Genomic DNA, 19,410 nt, shown 5'->3' on the forward strand with positions numbered 1-19,410 from the left:
GGCAAAGGGGCGCGGGTTGCAAGGGGGGGGGCGGGGCCCCGGGTCACGCAAAAGGCGCATCCGGACGCCTTGGCGCTTTGGTCCCGCTGCGTAGCCCGGGGTATACCCCGGGTCTTTGGGGGGCTTGCCCCGGACGCGGGTCCGCGCCACCTATGCGCAAAGGAGTGTGTGGATGCTGGATGGATGGATCAGGCCAAGGATCGACCCGGGGCTGAACCGGGCCGGGGCCTGGCTTGCGGCGCGGGGGGTCTCGGCCAACCAGGTCACGGGGATCGGGCTGGCGCTGGGGCTTGGGGCCGCGGGCGCGGTGGCGCTTGGCGCCTTTGGGCTGGCGGCGGTTCTGGTCGTGCTGGGGCGGCTGGCCGATGGGCTGGATGGCGCGGTGGCCAGGGCGAGGGCGCGCACCGACCTTGGCGGCTATTACGACATCGTGGCGGATTTCGCCTTTTACGCAGCCCTTCCGCTGGGATTCGCCTTTTCCGGCCCGGCGTTGCCCGCGGCCTTCTTGCTCGCGGCGTTCTATATCAACGGGGCCAGCTTTCTGGCCTATGCGATCCTGGCCGAGAAACGCGGGCTGAAGACCCGGGCGCAGGGGGAAAAGTCGCTGTTCTATTCGGCCGGGTTGATGGAGGGCACCGAAACCGTGGCCTTTTTCCTGGCCATGTGTCTGTTTCCCGCGGCTTTCGCCCCCTTGGCCTGGGTCTTTGGCGCGCTATGTCTGGTCACGGCGGCAGGTCGTGTGGCCGAGGCGCGGCGGCAGTTTGGATGAGGGTTTGCCGGCTTGGGGCGGCGGCGCGGCGCAGCCCGCACGGCACGTCGGACCAGGCGTCTCCCCTTTCGGATGAGCCAGGGACACATTTTTCCCGTGCCCTTGCAGCTTGCGGCGCGGCTCACTAAGACTCTGCTAATACTCCGTGGTTAAAGCTCGGGCGACAGAAGGCAGGATAGCACATGCGTGACCCCATCGACACTTACATGAATACCCTTGTCCCCATGGTGGTCGAACAGACCTCGCGGGGCGAAAGGGCCTATGACATCTATTCGCGCCTCTTGAAGGAGCGGATCATCTTTCTGGCGGGGCCGGTGCATGACGGCATGTCCTCGCTGATCTGTGCGCAGCTTTTGTTCCTTGAAGCCGAGAATCCCTCGAAAGAGATCTCGATGTATATCAACTCGCCCGGTGGCGTGGTGACGTCGGGTCTGTCGATCTATGACACGATGCAGTATATCCGGCCCAAGGTGTCGACCATCGTCATGGGGCAGGCGGCCTCGATGGGGTCGCTGCTGCTCTGTGCCGGCGAAAAGGGGATGCGCTATTCGCTGCCCAACAGCCGCGTCATGGTTCACCAGCCCTCGGGCGGGTATCAGGGTCAGGCGACCGATATCATGATCCATGCCCAGGAAACGCAAAAGCTGAAGGATCGGCTGAACTCGATCTATGTGCGTCACACCGGCCGCAGCATGGAAGAGGTCGTGGCGGGTCTTGAGCGGGACAATTTCATGTCGGCCGAGGATGCAAAAGCCTGGGGCCTGATCGACGAGATCGTGCAGGCCCGCGGCAAGGCGGATGACGCTGCCAAGTAAGTAACCACGGTTCCGGGCGCAGCCGCGCCCGGGCCGATTTCGGATTGTGGCGGCTTTGGCCTTGACCTAAGCTGCCCCCCATGCGCCCGAAACGGTGCGGAAGGCAGAGGATCACGATGGCGACCAATTCGGGAAGTGACAGCAAGAACACCCTCTATTGCTCGTTCTGCGGCAAGAGCCAGCATGAGGTGCGCAAGCTGATCGCGGGTCCGACCGTGTTCATCTGCGATGAATGCGTCGAACTCTGCATGGATATCATCCGCGAGGAAACCAAGTCCTCGGGGCTGAAATCGACGGAAGGCGTGCCCACGCCGCGCGACATCTGCAAGGTGCTGGACGATTACGTGATCGGCCAGATGCATGCGAAACGCGTGCTTTCGGTGGCGGTGCACAACCATTATAAACGGCTGAACAATGCGTCCAAACAGGACGTGGAGCTGGCCAAGTCCAACATCCTGCTGATCGGCCCGACGGGCTGCGGCAAGACTTTGCTGGCGCAGACCCTGGCGCGCATCCTGGATGTGCCCTTCACCATGGCCGATGCGACGACCCTGACCGAAGCGGGTTACGTGGGCGAGGATGTGGAAAACATCATCCTCAAGCTGTTGCAGGCCAGCGAATACAATGTCGAACGCGCGCAACGCGGCATCGTCTATATCGACGAGGTCGACAAGATCACCCGCAAGAGCGATAATCCGTCGATCACGCGGGACGTGTCGGGCGAGGGCGTGCAACAGGCCCTGCTGAAGATCATGGAGGGCACGATCGCCTCCGTGCCGCCGCAGGGCGGGCGCAAGCATCCGCAGCAAGAGTTCCTGCAGGTGGATACGACGAATATCCTGTTCATCTGCGGCGGGGCCTTTGCGGGTCTGGAAAAGATCATCGCGCAGCGCAACAAGGGCACGGCGATGGGGTTTGGCGCTGACGTCAAGGACCCCGAGGCGCGCGGCGCGGGCGAGCTGTTCAAGGAGCTGGAGCCCGAGGACCTGTTGAAGTTCGGCCTGATCCCGGAATTCGTTGGCCGTCTGCCGGTTCTGGCGACGTTGGAGGACTTGGACGAGGCGGCTTTGGTCACGATCCTGACCGAACCGAAGAATGCGCTGGTGAAACAGTATCAGCGGCTGTTTGACATCGAGGGCGTGAAGCTGAGCTTCACGGGCGATGCCTTGTCGGCGATTGCCAAGCGGGCGATCAAGCGCAAGACGGGCGCGCGGGGTCTGCGGTCGATCATGGAAGATATCCTGCTGGACACGATGTTCGAATTGCCGGGCATGGAGGGCATCCAGGAGGTTGTGGTGAACGAGGAATCGGTGGGCGCCAAGGGCCAGCCGCTGATCGTCCATTCCGAGAAGAAAGAGAAAAAGCCGGCCTCTGCCGGCTGAGGCTCTGGCGGGAGGGGGCTTCGGTAGACCGCCGTGGCTCCCTCCATTCCAGAGGGCCAAGACGGCGTTGCGCAACAGGTTGTGGCGCTTTTCCATGAGAGGGTCGTTTGCCAAGAGAAAAGGGCGCGCCAGAGGCGCGCCCTTTTCTCTTGGCGGTGGCAATTTTCCGCAGGAAAATTGCCACCCCTCCCGGGGAGCGGGTGCATTTTGCGGCGAAGCCGCAAAATGCACCCGCCTTCTGGCCCTAGGGCCATGCAGAGCGCAGGGCGAATGCCCTGCGCTCTGCATGGCCGGGGTCCCATCGGAAACGGCGCCCCCTGCGGGGGCGCCGTTTCCGATGGGAGGGGGCCGTTTTCCTGCGGAAAACGGCCCCCGACGGAGGTCAGTGCGGCAGGGACGCGCCGTTCAAAGCCGGGCCAGGCGCTCGGTCAGAAGGTCAAAGAAGCCCTGAGCGTCGACATCGCCCACGAAATAGGCATTCGCCTTGCGATCCGTCACGCCCCACCAATCGGCCACCGTCATGCCAAGGGTCAGAGCGGACTGCGTTTCGATCTCGACATTAATCAACCGGCCCGAGAACAGCTCGGGCTTCAACAGATAGGCCACCACGCAGGGGTCATGCAGCGGCCCGCCCTCGGTGCCATATTTCGCCACGTCAAACCGTTCAAAGAAATCCGCCCATTCCGCCGCGACCTGCCCGACTCGGCTGCCAAGCGCCCGGATCCGTTCGACCCGCGCCCGCGTTGTCAGGACCTTGTGCGTCACATCCAGCGGCATGACCACGATCGGCACGCCCGCGGCAAAGACCTCGGCCGCCGCCTCGGGATCGACATAGATGTTGAACTCCGCCGCCGGAGTGATGTTGCCGACCTCGAAATAGGCCCCGCCCATCAAGACGATCTCGGCCACGCGGCCCACCACATCGGGCGCCTTGCGAAAGGCGCTGGCGATATTGGTCAGCGGCCCCAGCGGGCACAGCGTCACGCTCCCCGGCGCCTCGGCGCGCAGCGTCTCGATCAGGAAATCGACCGCATGGGCCTCTTGCAGCGCCATGGTCGGCTCGATCATTTCGGGCCCGTCCAGCCCGGTCTTGCCATGGACATGTTCGGCCGTCACCAGAGGCCGCACCAGGGGCCGGTCACAGCCGGCAAAGACCTTGACGTCGTGGCGCCCCGCCAATTCGCAGACGATGCGCGCGTTTCGTTCGGTCAGCGCCAGGGGCACATTGCCGGCCACCGCGGTGATGCCCAGAACCTCCAGATCTTCGGGGCTGGCCAGGGCAAGCAGGATCGCAAAGGCGTCGTCCTGCCCGGGGTCTGTGTCGATGATGATCTTGCGCGGGGCCTTGGACATGCGGAATTCCTGTGGATTTTTTGTTCGCATGCCAACTGAACAGCTTCTGGTTGATTTGTCCATCCGGTCAGGAAATTTAACCCGAAAACCTGTCCAAAGACACAGGGCGGAAAGGAAAGGGGCGAGGGTTTCCGCCCGCCCCTGAAGGCCAAACGTGGAAAGGGCAGGCGCGGGACCCCGTGCCGCGGCCTCTCGGCCCGAAAGGTCCGAGCGCCCCAGGACCCGAGCCCCCAGGCTCAGTTGTCGAAATCGACCTCTTCGATCAGCTTGACGGCGGCGGGGCGGGCGGCGGCGATATCGGCCAGCGACAGCGTGTCGGGCGTGAAAGGCCCCCAGGACTGGACCAGCGCCGAGGCCTCTACCCCCGGCTCGACCGGGAATTCGTGGTTCGTCTCGGCATAGATCTTTTGCGCCTCATCCGAGGCCAGCCATTCCATCAGCTTCAGCGCGGCGTCCTTGTTCGGCGCCGATTTGGTCATCGCCATGCCCGAGATGTTCATATGGCTGCCGCCGCCCGCAAAGGTCGGGAAGACGACGTTGACCGCATTGGCCCACTCCTTCTGCTCCGGATCGGCCAGCATCTGCCCCATGTAATAGGTGTTGCCCAGGGCGATGTCACATTCGCCAGCCCAGATCGCCTTGGCCTGATCGCGGTCGCCGCCCTGGGGCTTGCGCGCCAGATTGGCCTTCAGACCTTCGACCCAGGCCTTCGTTTCGGCCGCGTCATGGTGCAGCGAATAGGCGGCGACCAGCGCCACGTTGTAGTCGTTCAGGCCCGAACGCACGCAAAGCCGGCCCTTCCATTTCGGGTCGGCCAGGTCCTCATAGGTCGTGACCTCGCCCGCCGCGACACGGTCCTTGGCGGCATAGACGACGCGCGACCGCGAGGTCAGGCCGAACCACAGGTCGCCCGGATCGCGGAAGGCGGCCGGGATATTGGCCTCCAGCACGCCCGAATCCACCGGTTGCAGCACATCGGCGTTCACCAGCTCCATCAGCCGGCCGATGTCGACCGTCAGCACCAGATCGGCGGGCGAGCGGTCGCCCTCGGCCTTCAGACGCTCGGCCATGCCTTTGTCGACAAAGGCCACGTTGACCGCGATCCCGGTTTCGGCGGTGAAAGCGTCGACCAGCGGCTGGATCAGCTCGGGCTGGCGGTGGGAATAGATATTGACCTCATCAGCCAGGGCGGGCGTGGCGAAGGCGAGGGCAAGAAGGGCGATGCGGTTCATTGGGAGAGTCCTTTTGTCAGGAATACCCCGCTATGGCGCGATCCGGGCGCGCGGTCAATAGTTGAGTGTTTCACTTTTTCCGGCGCGAGGACATTCTCACGGGAAAAATTTGCAGCCGGGGTCGGGATCACGTCGGCCCAGTCGGGAGGCACGCTGCCCAGTCAATCAAAGGTTCGGCGAAAATTTTCGGCGGGCGCGCTTGGTCAAGGCGCCTGACCTGCGGCGCTTCTAACGCGCCTTGTCTTCGGCCTTGGCGCGGTTCCACAGCGCGTCCATTTCCTCCAGCGTGCTGTCCGAGGGTGTGCGCCCCGCCTCCGCCAACCAATCCTCGATCCGCCCGAACCGCCGGGTGAATTTCGCATTGGCCCCGCGCAAGGCCGCCTCGGGGTCGACATTCATATGCCGCGCCAGGTTGGCCATGACAAAGAGCAGGTCGCCGAATTCTTCCTCGACCTCCTGCGGCCCAAGGGTCTCCCGCGCTTCGACCAGCTCTTCCATCTCTTCGCGGAGTTTCTCCAGCACCTGATCCGTCGAGGGCCAGTCAAACCCCACCCGGGCCGCGCGCTTTTGCAGTTTGACCGCGCGCATCAGGGCGGGAAGCCCCATGGCGACGCCGTCCAGCACCCGGGCCGAACCGCGCTCTGCCGACTTCACCGCCTCCCAATCGCGGGTCTGCTGCTCTGCCGTTTTCTGGTTCGACTCGGACCCAAAGACATGCGGATGACGCGCGATCATCTTGGCGTTGATCGCCGCCACCACATCGTCAAAGGTGAAAAGCCCGGCCTCCTCGGCCATTTGCGCATGAAAGACCGATTGGAACAGCAGGTCGCCCAGTTCCCCCGGCAGTTCCCCCCAAGCTTCGCGCTGGATCGCATCGGCGACCTCATGGGCCTCTTCGATCGTATAGGGCGCGATGGTGGCGAAGGTCTGTTCCAAGTCCCAGGGACAGCCCGTCACCGGGTGCCGCAAGGCCGCCATGATCGCCCGCAGTTTCGCCAATCCGTCCAAGTCATCCAAGCCTGCCATTGCCCTCGCCCCGGATTTGAGATTTGATCAAAGGCCAAAGAGGAGACCCCCATGCCCGTTCTGAACCGTATCGCCGCTTATGCGGAAGAAATGAAGACCTGGCGTCGGCATCTGCATCAGCATCCCGAACTTTCCTTTGATTGCGTCCAAACCGCGGCTTTCATCGCGGACCGCCTGCGCGAAATCGGTGTGGATGAGATCCACGAGGGCATCGCCCAAACCGGCATCGTCGCGGTGATCAATGGCACGGGGGCAGGGCCGACGATTGGCCTGCGCGCCGATATGGATGCGCTTCCGATTGAGGAGACGACGGGGGCGGAATACACCTCTACCGTTCCAGGCAAGATGCACGCCTGCGGTCATGACGGCCATGTCACCATGCTGCTGGGCGCGGCGAAATACCTGGCCGAGACGCGGCGTTTCACGGGCCGCGTCGCGCTGATCTTCCAACCCGCCGAAGAGGATGGCGCGGGCGGCATGGTCATGGTCAACGAAGGCATCATGGACCGCTTTGCCATCACCCAGGTCTATGGCATCCACAACGCGCCGAACCTGCCGTTCGGGCATTTCTTCACCACGCCCGGCGCGCTGATGGCCTCGGTCGATACGGCGTTTGTCTATATCACCGGCAAGGGCGGCCATGGCGCCACGCCGCATGACTGCATCGACCCGGTCGTGGCCACCGTCGCCATGGTGCAGGCCGTGCAGACCATCATCCCGCGCAATGTCTATGCCTTGGACGAGGCGGTGATTTCGGTCACGCAGATCCACACTGGGACCGCGTCGAATATCATCCCCGAAGAGGCGATGTTCTGCGCCACGATCCGCAGTTTCAAACCCGATGTCCGGGCGCTGTTGAAAAAGCGCTTCCACGAGATTGTCGAGGGCACTGCGCTGGCCTTCAACGTCACGGCGCGGGTCGATTACGACTGGGGCTATCCCGCGACGATCAACACGCCGGACGAGGCGGCCTTTGCCAGTGCCGTGGCCGCCGAAGTCGCGGGCGACGAGGCCAGCCATCCCAATTCCAACCGCGAAATGGGCTCCGAGGATTTCAGCTATATGCTGGAGGCGCGCCCCGGCGCCTATCTCTTCCTGGGCACCGGCCCCGGCGCGGGCCTGCACCATTCCGCCTTTGATTTCAACGACGAGGCCGCCCCCATCGGCGCCTCCTTCTTTGCGCGGCTTGTGGAACGCGCCCAACCGGTGTCCTGATGAAAGCTCTTGCCCTTCTGCTTCTGGCCACGCCCTGCATGGCCGATCCCTTTGAAACCGTCATGACCAATGACCAGGGCGCGATCCTGGATATCTATGGCGTCACCGATGGGGGCTTCAACTTCACCCTGTCTTCGGCGCCTTGCCCCGAGGGCGAAACGACCTGTCTGGTGATCGAGGGTCAGGCGCTGGCGACGGCCAAGGGTTACACCTGGTCCGATGGCAACTCGCGGATCTTCTTTGCCGATACGGCCGAAGGGGTGACGATCCTGCAAACTGCCGGCGATCTGGGGGCGGGCACGGCCAACCGCGCGGCAAAGCTGGCTTTCCCGGGCGACTATGTCCCGGATGCCGAGGCGGCCGAGCAGATGGGCGACCCCGGCGATGGCGACATGGGGGTTCCGCCCTCTTTCAGCCTGTTCCAGACCCCCACCGGCAATATCGGCTGCCAGTTCATCGCGGCCGAGGCGACGGAAGTGCGCTGCGACCTGGGCGAATACACCGCCAGCTATCCGAACCAGCCGAATTCCTGCGAATTCGACTGGGGCGGGGCCTTTGGCGTGACCTCATGGTCCGACGTCGGCGAGGTCCTGTGTTACTCGGACACCGTCCGCGACCCCGGCGCCGAGGTGCTGGATTACGGTGCCAAGATCACGGTCGGCGACGTCACCTGTTGGTCGGAAAAGACCGGTGTGATCTGCGAGAACTCCATGGGCCACGGCTTTCAGATCTCGCGCCGGGCGCAAGAGGTCTATTAAAGCCAGAAGTCCGCTTCGGTCAGGGCGTGAAGGCCGGTCAAAACCACCGCGCCATCGGCCTGACCGTCGCCGTTGATGTCCCAGCGGATCAGCGTGTCCGTGCCTTGCGTCACCACGACCTGAGCCGCGGCGGTGAAGGCCGTGGCAAGGGTCAGCTCGCCCGGCAGCAAAGACAGGTCGATCCGGTCGCCGGTGGTGAAATCGGTGATCAGGTCGGGGGTTCCGGCCAGGCTTTGCCCGGGGGCAAAGACGAAGCTGTCCTCTCCTGCGCCGCCGGTCAGCACATCGCGGCCCATCCCGCCGTTGATCCGGTCATCGCCCGCGCCGCCGTAAATCCGGTCTTCCTGCCGGCCCCCGTGCAGCGTGTCGGCGCCGTCCGCGCCCACCAAAGTGTCGCGCCCCAGACCTCCGGTCAGCAGGTTGCGCCCCGCGTTGCCGGTCATCGCATTGGCCAGGTCATTGCCACCGCCGCGCAGGTCGCCCGCCCCCTTCAGCACCAGAACCTCCAGCCCCGAGGCCAGATCGAACGAGGTCCAGGCCTCGACCGTGTCACGCCCCAGGCCACTGTCCAGGATCGTCACCGCCGCGTTGACGCGGTAGACATCCGCGCCCCCCGTGTCGCGGATCAGGCCAACCCCGCCCCGCGCATCGACCAGGTCATTGCCCAGCCCCATGTCCAGCGTGCCCGTCAAGCGGCCCTCGAACCGGTCATTGCCCGACCCCAACGAGACATTTCCGGTGACAAGCCCTTGGCCCGTCACGATATCTGTGCTGGCGCCCGTGGTCACATTCCCCGTCACCGCCCCCGCGTTGACCAGCCAGAATTGTGAGCCGCTCTCGGTCAGCCCCACGACGACATCGCCCAGGATGCGGCCCTGGTTGGCCACCTGCACCGTGGCCGGCATCCCACCATCGCCACCGACCCGCAGGCCCCCGGTGATCGTGCCCGCATTGGTCAGGTTGGCCGCGCCGCCGCCCAGATCGACGCCCAGAAGGCTGCCCGTCACCGACCCCGTCAGCGTCAGATGCGCATTGCGCCCCGTGACCGCGATCCCGGTTTCGGCGGTGATCGCCCCCGACAGCGTCAGCCCCGCGCCCGCGCCCATCAAGGCCACCCCGGTCCCGCGTGCGGCCGTCACCGTCCCCGTCACCGTGGCAAAACCGGCCGCGCCCAGGCCTATGGCGTAATTCTCGGTATCAGACAGGACCCCGCCCGACACGGTCAGCGTCGTGGGCCAATCGACCGCCAGGTGATCCAGCCAGGCATAGCCCGCGATGACAACCGAGGCCGCGCCGGTGCCGCGCAGGTCAAAACCGGTGTCGGGCAAAAGCAGCGCGCCGGTCCCGGTGACGGCCAGACGGTCCCCCTGGGCCAGGGTCTGAAACCCGACCCAGGTGGCGGTGGTGTCGATCACATAGGTGGTCATGGCAAGTCCCCTCAAATTCGCGTGGCGAAGTTAAGGGGTTATTAATCCAACCGGGGAACAGAACAAGAAAATCCTGAGGACTTCGTTAACCGGCGGGGGTGGGCGCAGGGGAAGCCGCAACCGGGGCGGGCACAACGGGGGCGGGCGCCAGATCCACCGTCTGTCCGGGCAGATACAGCGCGTCCGGCGTGGTGCCATCGGCGTTCAGGACCACAACCTTGGCCCCATCGGCCACACGGGTGTAAAGGTCGATGACATCCTGGTTCAGCATCCGGAAACAGCCCGACGAGGCGTCCTTGCCGATGCTCTCCCATTCCGGCGTGCCGTGGATTCGATAGCCGTAATCGACGCCGTTGGTCTTCAGATACAGCGCCCGCGCGCCCAGCGGATTGGTCGGCCCGCCTGCCTGACCGGTCCGGTAACGCTCCAGCTCCGGCCGGCGGGCGATCATCTCGGGCGGGGGGGTCCAGCGCGGCCAGGTGGTGCGGCCGGTGACGGTGGCGACGCCCGACCAGCCAAAGCCCTCGCGGCCGACCGCGATGCCGTAGCGCAGCGCCCGGCCCGGGGCCGTGACCAGGTAAAGATGCTTGGCCTGGGGGTCGATGATCACGGTGCCCGCGGGCTCTGCGCTGCGATAGACGACCTCTTGGCGCAGGAATTCGGGCGGGACTTCCTCGGTCGGGACGGGTTTGATGCGGAAGCCCTGGTCGGTGGAGGCGCCATAGCGGGCGGGGTCGGGGGCCTCTAGCACGCCGCCGGGGCCTGCGTTCATCGCGGCCATCGTGGCCTCGTCACAGGCGGTCAGACCCAACATCAACAACGGCAGACAAAGGCGCGCGAGCAAAGACATTTCTGTTCCCCCAAAGGATGATCACAGACTAGTCCCGCCGCGCGCCAAGGTCAAAGGGTTCAAGTCACTTTGGGGGTTCACGTCACTTTGGGGGTTCAGGTCACTTTGGCGCGGGTCTTGAACTGCGGTTGATCCCAGGCGCCGGTCGTCATGATCCGCGCCAGGATCGCCACCGCCGCATCGACCTCGTCAAAGGTGGTGTAAAGCGGGGTAAAGCCAAAGCGCAGGATATCGGGGGCGCGGAAGTCGCCCACAACGCCCGCCGCAATCAGCGCCTGCATGATCGCATAGCCCTCGGGGTGGGCGAAGGACACTTGGCTACCCCGGGCCTGAGGGTCGCGCGGGGTCACAAGCGTCAGCATCGGGCAGGCGGCCTCGACGCCCGCGATGAAGCGGTCGGTCAGGTCAAGGCTGCGGGCGCGCAGATCGTCCAGGTCGACCGCGTCCCAGATGTCCAGCGCGGCCTCCAAAGCGGCCAATTGCAGGACGGGCGGGGTGCCGACGCGCATCCGCTCGATCCCGCGACCGGGGCGGTAATCGCGGTCAAAGGCAAAGGGCGCCTCATGGCCCAGCCAGCCCGAAAGCGCGGGGGGGGCCGTTTCGGCATGGCGCGGGGCCACATAGATGAAGGCCGGGCCGCCGGGGCCAGAGTTCAGGTATTTATAGCTGCAGCCGACCGCGAAATCGGCGCCGCCTTTGGCCACATCGACCCGGAAGGCGCCCGCGCTATGGGCCAGGTCCCAGATGATCAGCGCGCCCTTGTCATGCGCCCGCGCCGACAGCGCCGCCATGTCATGCCGCCGCCCGGTGCGGTAATCGACCTCTGTCACCAGAACCACGGCGACGGTTTCGTCGATCGCCTCCAGCAGCGCTTCGGGCGCGACCGTCACCAGGTCCCGGTCGCCCAGCGTCTGACACAGCCCCTGCGCCATATACAGATCCGAGGGGAAATTGCCGGTGTCCGACAAGATCACGCGGCGCGGATTCATCTGCAGGCTCGACGCCAGCGCCTGATAGACCTTGATCGACAGCGTGTCGCCCATGACGACATGGCCCGGCTCTGCCCCGATCAGCCGCGCGATCCGGTCCCCCACGCGTGAGGGTTGGTCCATCCACCCCGCCTTGTTCCAGCCGCCGATCAGCATCTGGCCCCATTCCGCCGTCACGGTTTGCGCCACCCGCAGGGCCGCCGCCCGCGGCAGCGGCCCCAGCGAATTGCCATCCAGATAGATCACCCCTGGGGGCAGGTCGAACATCGCGCGGGTCTTGGTGAAATCTGTGGTCATGTGGCTCTCCTTGGGCCGCGATCCTAGGGGCTTGCCCGCGGCCTGTCCAGATGCTTCAAGCTTGAAATACCACCCTGTTTCCTGCCGGTAAACGACGCTTCATGTGGCATAACCGAAATATATGGCGCGGGCTTTGCTGCGGCGCAGGAAGCGGTTGCATCGCTTGATTTTGCTGATATGCGGGAAATATGAGTTAACGGCCCTCTGGTCCGGGCCGGCAAAAGGGGGGGAGAGCGTGAAGATAGGCGCTTTGACAGAGGTTTTTCCGGGCGAAAATCGCGTGGCGATGACGCCGGACTCGGCCTTGCAGCTGATCAAGCTGGGGCATGTTTGCGCGGTTCAGGCGGGAGCGGGCGCCAAGGCTGGCTTTTCGGACGAGGCTTACCGCGCGGCAGGGGTCGAGGTTCTGGCCTCGGCGGCCGATGTGGTGGCCGCGGCCGATGTGCTGGTCAAGGTCCGCGGGCCAGAGCCCGCCGAGGCGCAGGCTTTGCGCGAGGGGCAGACGCTGATTTCCTTCTTCTGGCCGGCGCAGAACCCCGAGCTTTTGGAGACGGTCAAGGCGCGCGGGGCGACCGCGATTGCCATGGACATGGTGCCGCGGATTTCGCGCGCGCAAAAGATGGACGCGCTGTCGTCGATGGCCAATATCGCGGGCTATCGGTCGGTGATCGAGGCCGCCAACAACTTTGGCCGGTTCCTGACCGGTCAGGTGACGGCGGCGGGCAAGGTGCCTCCGGCCAAGGTGCTGGTTGTGGGCGCGGGCGTGGCCGGTCTGGCCGCGACGGGGACGGCGGTGTCTTTGGGCGCCATCGTCAACGCCTTTGACGTGCGCCCCGAAGTGGCCGAGCAGATCGAGTCCATGGGCGCGAATTTCGTCTTTCTGGACTTCGCAGAAAAGGCGCAGGACGGGGCGGCCACGGGCGGCTATGCGGCGCCCTCGTCCCCGGAATTCCGCGAAGCGCAGCTGAAGAAGTTCCGCGAACTGGCGCCCGAAATGGACATCGTCATCACGACCGCGCTGATCCCGGGGCGGCCTGCGCCGAAACTGTGGCTGGCCGATATGGTCGCCGCGATGAAGCCGGGCTCGGTTGTGATCGACCTTGCGGCCGAGCGGGGCGGCAATTGCGACCTGACGGTGCCGGATCAAAAGGTGGTCTCGCCCAATGGGGTGACGATTGTCGGTTATACCGATTTCCCCAGCCGGATGGCGACCCAGGCGTCGACGCTTTATTCCAACAATATCCGTCACATGCTGGCCGATCTTACACCCAAGAAAGACGGCGTGATCTTTCAGAATATGGAAGATGACGTGATCCGCGGAGCGACCGTGGCCCATGCGGGGGCGATCACCTTCCCCCCGCCGCCGCCGAAAATCGCCGCGATTGCCGCCCAAAAGCCGAAGGAAAAGGCCCGCGAACTGACGGCCGAGGAAAAGCGCGCCGCCGAGGTCGCAGCCTTCCAGGCCCAGACCCGCAGCCAGGTCGGGCTTCTGGTCGTGGGCGGTGGGCTGTTGCTGTTGGCCGGGCTTTACGCCCCCGCCAGTTTCATGAGCCATTTCATCGTCTTTGTCCTGTCGGTCTATGTCGGCATCCAGGTGATCTGGAACGTCGCGCACAGCCTGCACACGCCCTTGATGGCCGTGACCAATGCGATTTCGTCGATCATCATTCTGGGGGCGCTGATGCAGATCGGCTCGGGCTCTTGGTTGGTGATCGTGCTGGCCGCGGCCTCGGTCTTTATGGCCGGGATCAATATTTTCGGCGGGTTCATGGTGACGCGGCGGATGCTCGCCATGTTCCAGAAGTCGTAAGGGAGAGGGAAAATGGGTTTCACAACAGCGGCCTATGTCGTCGCAGCGGTTCTCTTCATCCTTTCCTTGGGCGGGCTTTCGGGTCAGGAAAGCGCCAAGCGGGCGGTTTGGTATGGCATCGCGGGCATGGCGCTTGCGGTGGCGGCCACGCTGATCGGGCAAGCGGCTTCGGGGACGTTCTTTACCGTCCTGTCGGTCGTCATGTTGGCGGGCGGCGGTGTTCTGGGTGCCTTTGCCGCCAAGCGCGTGCAAATGACCGAGATGCCGCAGCTCGTCGCGGCCATGCATTCGCTGGTCGGTCTGGCGGCGGTCTTCATCGGCTTCAACGCCGATATCGAGGCGGCGCGGGTGCTGGCCATGGACGAGGCCGGGCGCAAGGGTCTGACGGGCTTTGCCGCCATCCTGGCCCACAAGGACGCGGTCGAACTGACCATCCTGCGGGTCGAGACCTTCCTTGGCGTCTTTATCGGCGCCGTGACCTTTACCGGGTCGGTCATTGCCTATGGCAAGCTGGCGGGCAAGGTCGACGGCAAAGCGAAAAAGCTGCCGGGCGGGCATCTGCTGAACGCAAGCGCCGCGCTGATCAGCCTGGTCCTGCTGGCGGTCTATCTGCAAAGCGGGTCCTCGTTGGCCCTGCTGGGCATGACGCTGGCCGCGCTGTTCATCGGCTATCACCTGATCATGGGGATCGGCGGGGCGGATATGCCCGTCGTCGTGTCCATGCTGAACAGCTATTCCGGCTGGGCGGCGGCGGCGATCGGCTTTTCGCTGTCCAATGACCTGCTGATCGTGGTCGGCGCCTTGGTCGGCTCTTCGGGCGCGATCCTGTCCTATATCATGTGCAAGGCGATGAACCGCAGCTTTGTCAGCGTGATCCTGGGCGGCTTTGGCGGCACGACGGGCCCCGCGATGGAGATCACGGGCGAACAGGTGGCCATCGACACCGATGGCGTGGCCTCTGCCCTGAACGAGGCCGATAGTGTCATCATCATCCCGGGCTATGGGATGGCGGTGGCACAGGCGCAGCAGGCGGTTTCCGAATTGACCCGGAAACTGCGCGCCAAGGGCAAGACGGTGCGCTTTGCCATCCACCCGGTTGCGGGCCGTCTGCCGGGCCATATGAACGTGCTGCTGGCCGAGGCGAAGGTGCCCTATGACATCGTGCTGGAGATGGACGAGATCAACGAGGACTTCCCCTCGACCGACGTGGCCATCGTGATCGGGTCGAACGACATCGTGAACCCCGCCGCCCAAGAGGACCCGAATTCGCCCATCGCGGGGATGCCGGTCTTGGAGTGCTGGAAGGCCAAACTGGTGATCGTGTCCAAGCGCGGGCAGGGGACGGGCTATTCGGGCATCGAGAACCCCTTGTTCTACAAGGAAAACACCCGGATGTTCTATGGCGACGCCAAGAAGTCGCTGGATGCGCTTTTGCCCTTGATCGCCTGAACCCGGGCTATCCCCCGGACGACGCAAGCGGAAACAGATCGCCAAAGGCCCCGGGGGAAACCTCGGGGCCTTTGGTCTTCATGGGGCTGTGATCAGGCCTTGCGGCGCTTCAAGGCGACCAGCCCACCGATCCCGGCCAGCAAAAGCGGCAAGGCGGCAGGCACCGGCACCGCAGGGACCTCGTTCACCTTGACGTTGTCCAGCGTAAAGCCCGTGGCATAGAAGGCCCCCGAATTGCCCGACGCGAAGGTCAGGCTGACAAGGTTGGAAAACCCGCTCAGCGTGAAATCGGCAAAGGCGGTGCCAAGAGTCAAGGTGGTCGAGACCATGCCGCCGCCCTGTTGGACGCCCAAAAGCTGCAGCGTGTTGGTGGCGTAAAGATACGAGCTGGCCGCCGACAGGCTTTGGACGGAAAACACGCCGCCGCTGGACTGGGTCATCGTGGTGCGGGGCGTGCCATTTTGGTCGCCCGCAGCCACGAGCGCCCCGGTGCCATTCGTCACCATGTTGGGAAAATAGGTGATGTAGCTTGCGGTCAAGATACCCCAGCCGGAGGCCGAGAAGGCCCAGTCATAGCCTTCGGAGGTGATGGTGGTGTCGAAAGCGTTCGTCCCCTCAAAGGTCAGAGTGGCCGCCGAGGCCGTTCCGGCGGCAAGGACGAAGGCGGTGGTAAGCAAGAAACGTTGCATGATGATCTCCTGAGCAGACGATGACACCGCCTAGCAATCGGTTTGGGGCGATTTCGGGCAATCATCCTGAACCGCGCCAAGTTTCGCGCGGGCATGCATTATGGCAACACTCGGCTGGCATACGCCGGTATCCCGTGGTTCCAGATTGCTCCGCCGGGGTGGGGCCCTACTTCTAGGGCCAGACCCATGAGGTGCCCATGTCCGACCACCCCCTGCGTTATGCCCTTGTCAACGAGTTGCACGCCCGGCCCTTTCCGGTGCTGCAGGCGCCAGCCACGGCGGTCTTCATGGCGCTGATGCCGCCCGAGGGCGCCGCGCGCGACAAGGGGCAGGACCTGGCCCATCTGCTGGACCTGCTGGACCGTCACGGCGCGGCACATCCGCAGCCCAACGCCAACCATTTCTCGGGCCCCATCGGGCGGTCGGAACTGAAATGGGAAAGCCACACCGAATTCGTCACCTTCAGCGCCTTTACCCCCGGCGTGTCAGCCCGGCCCTTTGATCCGTTCGAGGCCGAGGTTTTCCCCGAAAGCTGGCTGGCTGCGGCCTCGGGCTTGCGCGCGACCTCGGTCCTTGTGCGTGTCCTGCCCGAACCCGCGTCCGAGGCCGAGATGCTGGCGCTTTTGGACGGCTGGATGGTGCGCGAAAGCCTGGCCGTCGCCCGCGTCGTCGATGGCGCCGCCGTCATTGCCGGGGATTTCCGCATTGACCCGGCCGGGCACATGCGCTTTGCCGTCTTTGTCCGCCCCGGCACCGGCGAGCGCCGTGTGGGCCGCATCGTTCAGCGCCTGTGCGAGATCGAGACCTACCGCGCCATGTCGATGCTGGGCCTGATCCAGGCGCGCGAGCTGACGACCAAGCTGAACGCGCTGGACCCGCGGCTGTCGACGCTGATTGCCGAACTGGACCGCGGCGACCGCCCCGCCGAAGCCGCCCTGCACGAGCTGTTGACCATCGCGTCCGAGCTGGAGAGCCTCGCCGTCCAAAGCTCGTTCCGCTTTGGGGCCAGCGGCGCCTATGAGGCCATCGTGACCCAGCGCATCGCGGCGCTGCGCGAGGAACGCATCGGCGGGCGCCAGACCTTTGGCGAATTCATGATGCGGCGCTATGATCCCGCCATGCGGACGGTGAAATCGACCGAAAGCCGCTTGCGGTCGATGTCGGAACGGGCGCAGCGCGCGGCCGAACTCTTGCGCACGCGGGTCGATGTCGAACGCAGCGCGCAAAACCAGAAGCTGTTGGAAAGCATGGACGCCCGCGCCGATCTGCAATTGCGCCTGCAACACACGGTCGAGGGCCTGTCGGTCGTGGCAATCAGTTATTACGCGGTCAGCCTCGGGGCCTATCTGGTCCATCCGATGGCCGAGCATTTCCATTTGGCCGAGGGTGTCGACAAGGCGTTGCTGACTCCGCTGGTAATCCTGGGGGTTTGGCTGGGATTGCGTCGGATCAGGGCGGGAATGACCCATCCGACTTGACCATCGGCCGACCTTGCCACAATCTTGGCGCAATTGGTAATGCGCATTGGAGAGTTGCATGGCGATCAAGAATTTGACCTCGGGCAATGATGCTTACACCATCGCGACCTCGCCCGAGACGGTCTATGGATTGGCCGGAAATGACACGATCTGGGGCAATACCGGCGCCGATGTGATTTACGGCGGCTTTGGCAATGACTCGGTCGTCGGTGCCTTGGGCGATGACACGCTTTATGGCGGGGCCGGCAATGACACGATCACGGGCTGGACGGGGCTGGATCAGCTTTATGGCGGGGATGGCAATGACATCCTGCAGGTCGGGGCGGGGGATCTGGCCGATGGCGGCTTGGGCATTGATATCGCCCAGATGGACCTGACCGAGATCACGGCGGCAGTGACCTTGACGCTTGGCGCCGATGTCTGGGCCAAGGTGGCGGGGGCCAATTCGGTGCATCTGCTGGGGATCGAGCGGCTTGACCTCGCGCTGGGGGCGGGCAGCGACACCGTCACGGGCGGCGCGCTGGACGATACGATCCGGGGCGGCGGCGGGTTCGACCATATCTTCGCCGGCGCGGGCAATGATGTGGTCGAGGTCAATGGCCTGGCCTTCGAGGCGCATGGCGGGGCAGGCGCCGACGTTCTGGTCCTGAACTACGGGGCGACCACAGGCGCGACTGTTGTCGTCGACATGCCCCTGAATTGCTTCCGCATCAATGGCACGGCTCAGGTCGTCGACGGCTTCGAGGCGCTGCAATTCCGTGGCAACAGCGTCAACCTGACCCTGACGGGCAGCGCCTTGGCGGACCGGGTCGATATCTTTGGCGGCAGCCTGATCGCGGATGCGGGGGCGGGCAATGACACGCTGACCATGCATGATACACCCAGCATCACCGCCCATGCCGAACTGCAGGGCGGGAACGGGGATGACTTCCTGTGGCTGGACGGGACCACGGGTTTTGCACATGGGGGCGCGGGGAACGACAGGCTGCAAAGCTCTGACTCCGGAGAGGTCCACACGCTTTACGGCGACGCTGGCGATGACAGTATCTCTGCCGATGGGCATGGTGGGGGCTCTGCCTATGGCGGTTCGGGCAATGACACGATCATCGGGCAGTATCACGGCGGGGCGCAGGTCTTTGACGGCGGGTTGGGCAATGACACGCTGGTCCTGAGATGGGCGGCGGATGCCACGCCGGTGGTCTGGAAGTCGGCCGTCACCGCCCAAGGGGTCGAGATCACCAAGGCTGGCGTCGTGACGCGCTTTGCGGGCTTTGAGGCCTATGCCTTCACCAGCGATCAACTGGATGACAGCCTGACGGGCGGGGCGGGCAATGACACCTTGGTTGGCGATGCGCTGTTCGAGTATGTCTCCCTTGACGGCGGCAAGGACACGCTGACCGGCGGGGCGGGCGATGATAACCTCTTGGGGCTTGGCGGGGCGGATGTGCTGTTCGGCGGCGATGGCAATGACACGCTGACCGGCGGCAACGGGGCCGATACGCTGACGGGCGGCGCCGGGGCGGATACGTTCAAATTCTCCTACTGGCAGGCCAGCGCCATGGGCAATTCGACACGCGACCTGATCTTGGACTTCACCGATGGCCTCGACCGCATCGACCTGTCGGATGTGGGCCGCTATCCCTATGGCCAAGGGGACGAATCAACCTTTACCTTCATCGGCAGCGGGGTCTTTACCGGTCACGCCTGGGAACTGCGGACCTTCCAATCGGGCGGCTTCACCTATCTGCGGGCCGATGTGAATGGCGATATGGTGGCCGACATGTCGATCCAGATCAAGGGATTGCATGTGATCACCGCCACCGACATCAGCCTGTAAGGGGACATCAGCCTGTAAAGACAGCCTGATGAAA

16 protein-coding genes are annotated in these 19,410 nt (G+C 64.6%); 9 read left to right on the forward strand and 7 right to left on the reverse strand.

Going from position 1 to position 19,410, the window contains the following annotated elements:
- The first annotated feature begins 172 nt into the window (after positions 1–172).
- The 3 genes from NX862_RS03815 to clpX all read left to right on the forward strand — a co-directional run bounded on the left by NX862_RS03815 (position 173) and on the right by clpX (position 2,966).
- Positions 173–769 carry a CDP-alcohol phosphatidyltransferase family protein gene (locus tag NX862_RS03815; protein WP_264492536.1) on the forward strand — a complete coding sequence of 199 codons (597 nt, stop codon included), beginning with the start codon at positions 173–175 and terminating at the stop codon, positions 767–769.
- Between the two features lie 182 nt (positions 770–951).
- Positions 952–1,584 carry an ATP-dependent Clp protease proteolytic subunit gene (locus NX862_RS03820; protein ID WP_264492537.1) on the forward strand — a complete coding sequence of 211 codons (633 nt, stop codon included), beginning with the start codon at positions 952–954 and terminating at the stop codon, positions 1,582–1,584.
- Positions 1,585–1,700: 116 nt separating this feature from the next.
- Positions 1,701–2,966 carry an ATP-dependent Clp protease ATP-binding subunit ClpX gene (gene clpX / locus NX862_RS03825; RefSeq protein ID WP_264492538.1) on the forward strand — a complete coding sequence of 422 codons (1,266 nt, stop codon included), beginning with the start codon at positions 1,701–1,703 and terminating at the stop codon, positions 2,964–2,966.
- 405 nt (positions 2,967–3,371) lie between these two features.
- Here the strand turns inward: clpX and NX862_RS03830 are convergent, their stop codons facing one another.
- The 3 genes from NX862_RS03830 to mazG all read right to left on the reverse strand — a co-directional run bounded on the left by NX862_RS03830 (position 3,372) and on the right by mazG (position 6,577).
- Positions 3,372–4,319: a nucleoside hydrolase gene (locus tag NX862_RS03830; protein WP_264492539.1), complete on the reverse strand. Its 948-nt coding sequence runs from the start codon at positions 4,317–4,319 to the stop codon at positions 3,372–3,374.
- Between the two features lie 236 nt (positions 4,320–4,555).
- Positions 4,556–5,551: a Fe(3+) ABC transporter substrate-binding protein gene (locus NX862_RS03835; protein WP_264492540.1), complete on the reverse strand. Its 996-nt coding sequence runs from the start codon at positions 5,549–5,551 to the stop codon at positions 4,556–4,558.
- 228 nt (positions 5,552–5,779) lie between these two features.
- Positions 5,780–6,577 carry a nucleoside triphosphate pyrophosphohydrolase gene (mazG, locus tag NX862_RS03840; protein WP_264492541.1) on the reverse strand — a complete coding sequence of 266 codons (798 nt, stop codon included), beginning with the start codon at positions 6,575–6,577 and terminating at the stop codon, positions 5,780–5,782.
- A 51-nt stretch (positions 6,578–6,628) separates the two neighbouring features.
- On the opposite strand from mazG, the gene NX862_RS03845 reads away from it, so the two are divergent.
- Both NX862_RS03845 and NX862_RS03850 read left to right on the forward strand, forming a co-directional pair.
- On the forward strand, positions 6,629–7,792 hold the full coding sequence (locus NX862_RS03845) for a M20 aminoacylase family protein (protein ID WP_264492542.1): 1,164 nt from the start codon (positions 6,629–6,631) through the stop codon (positions 7,790–7,792).
- Positions 7,792–8,550: a DUF6636 domain-containing protein gene (locus NX862_RS03850; RefSeq protein ID WP_264492543.1), complete on the forward strand. Its 759-nt coding sequence runs from the start codon at positions 7,792–7,794 to the stop codon at positions 8,548–8,550. The genes NX862_RS03845 and NX862_RS03850 overlap by 1 nt, the downstream gene beginning before the upstream one ends.
- Here the strand turns inward: NX862_RS03850 and NX862_RS03855 are convergent.
- The 3 genes from NX862_RS03855 to kynU form a co-directional block, all read right to left on the reverse strand.
- Entirely contained in the window at positions 8,547–9,977 is a 1,431-nt protein-coding gene (locus tag NX862_RS03855; protein ID WP_264492544.1) for a calcium-binding protein, read from the reverse strand. The two genes, NX862_RS03850 and NX862_RS03855, sit on opposite strands and share 4 nt — an antisense overlap.
- Positions 9,978–10,062: 85 nt before the next feature.
- Positions 10,063–10,791, reverse strand: coding sequence for a L,D-transpeptidase (locus NX862_RS03860; protein ID WP_264492545.1), 729 nt, complete (start codon positions 10,789–10,791; stop codon positions 10,063–10,065).
- A gap of 131 nt (positions 10,792–10,922) precedes the next feature.
- On the reverse strand, positions 10,923–12,113 hold the full coding sequence (kynU, locus tag NX862_RS03865) for a kynureninase (protein ID WP_264492546.1): 1,191 nt from the start codon (positions 12,111–12,113) through the stop codon (positions 10,923–10,925).
- 235 nt (positions 12,114–12,348) lie between these two features.
- Here kynU and NX862_RS03870 point away from each other — a divergent pair, with 235 nt between their 5' ends.
- Positions 12,349–13,923 carry a Re/Si-specific NAD(P)(+) transhydrogenase subunit alpha gene (locus tag NX862_RS03870; RefSeq protein WP_264492547.1) on the forward strand — a complete coding sequence of 525 codons (1,575 nt, stop codon included), beginning with the start codon at positions 12,349–12,351 and terminating at the stop codon, positions 13,921–13,923.
- A 12-nt stretch (positions 13,924–13,935) separates the two neighbouring features.
- Complete coding sequence (locus NX862_RS03875) at positions 13,936–15,372, forward strand: NAD(P)(+) transhydrogenase (Re/Si-specific) subunit beta (RefSeq protein ID WP_264492548.1); 1,437 nt, start codon at positions 13,936–13,938, stop codon at positions 15,370–15,372.
- 92 nt (positions 15,373–15,464) lie between these two features.
- Here NX862_RS03875 and NX862_RS03880 read toward each other — a convergent pair whose 3' ends face one another.
- Entirely contained in the window at positions 15,465–16,061 is a 597-nt protein-coding gene (locus NX862_RS03880) for a VPLPA-CTERM sorting domain-containing protein (protein ID WP_264492549.1), read from the reverse strand.
- A 197-nt stretch (positions 16,062–16,258) separates the two neighbouring features.
- On the opposite strand from NX862_RS03880, the gene NX862_RS03885 reads away from it, so the two are divergent.
- Together NX862_RS03885 and NX862_RS03890 are read left to right on the forward strand one after the other, a co-directional pair.
- Positions 16,259–17,539: a DUF3422 family protein gene (locus NX862_RS03885; RefSeq protein ID WP_264492550.1), complete on the forward strand. Its 1,281-nt coding sequence runs from the start codon at positions 16,259–16,261 to the stop codon at positions 17,537–17,539.
- Between the two features lie 58 nt (positions 17,540–17,597).
- Positions 17,598–19,376, forward strand: a complete 1,779-nt coding sequence (locus NX862_RS03890; RefSeq protein WP_264492551.1) for a calcium-binding protein — start codon at positions 17,598–17,600, stop codon at positions 19,374–19,376.
- The last annotated feature ends 34 nt before the right edge of the window (positions 19,377–19,410 follow it).

The organism is Stagnihabitans lacustris (assembly GCF_025950525.1).
In the GTDB taxonomy this organism is placed as follows: Bacteria; Pseudomonadota; Alphaproteobacteria; order Rhodobacterales; family Rhodobacteraceae; genus Stagnihabitans.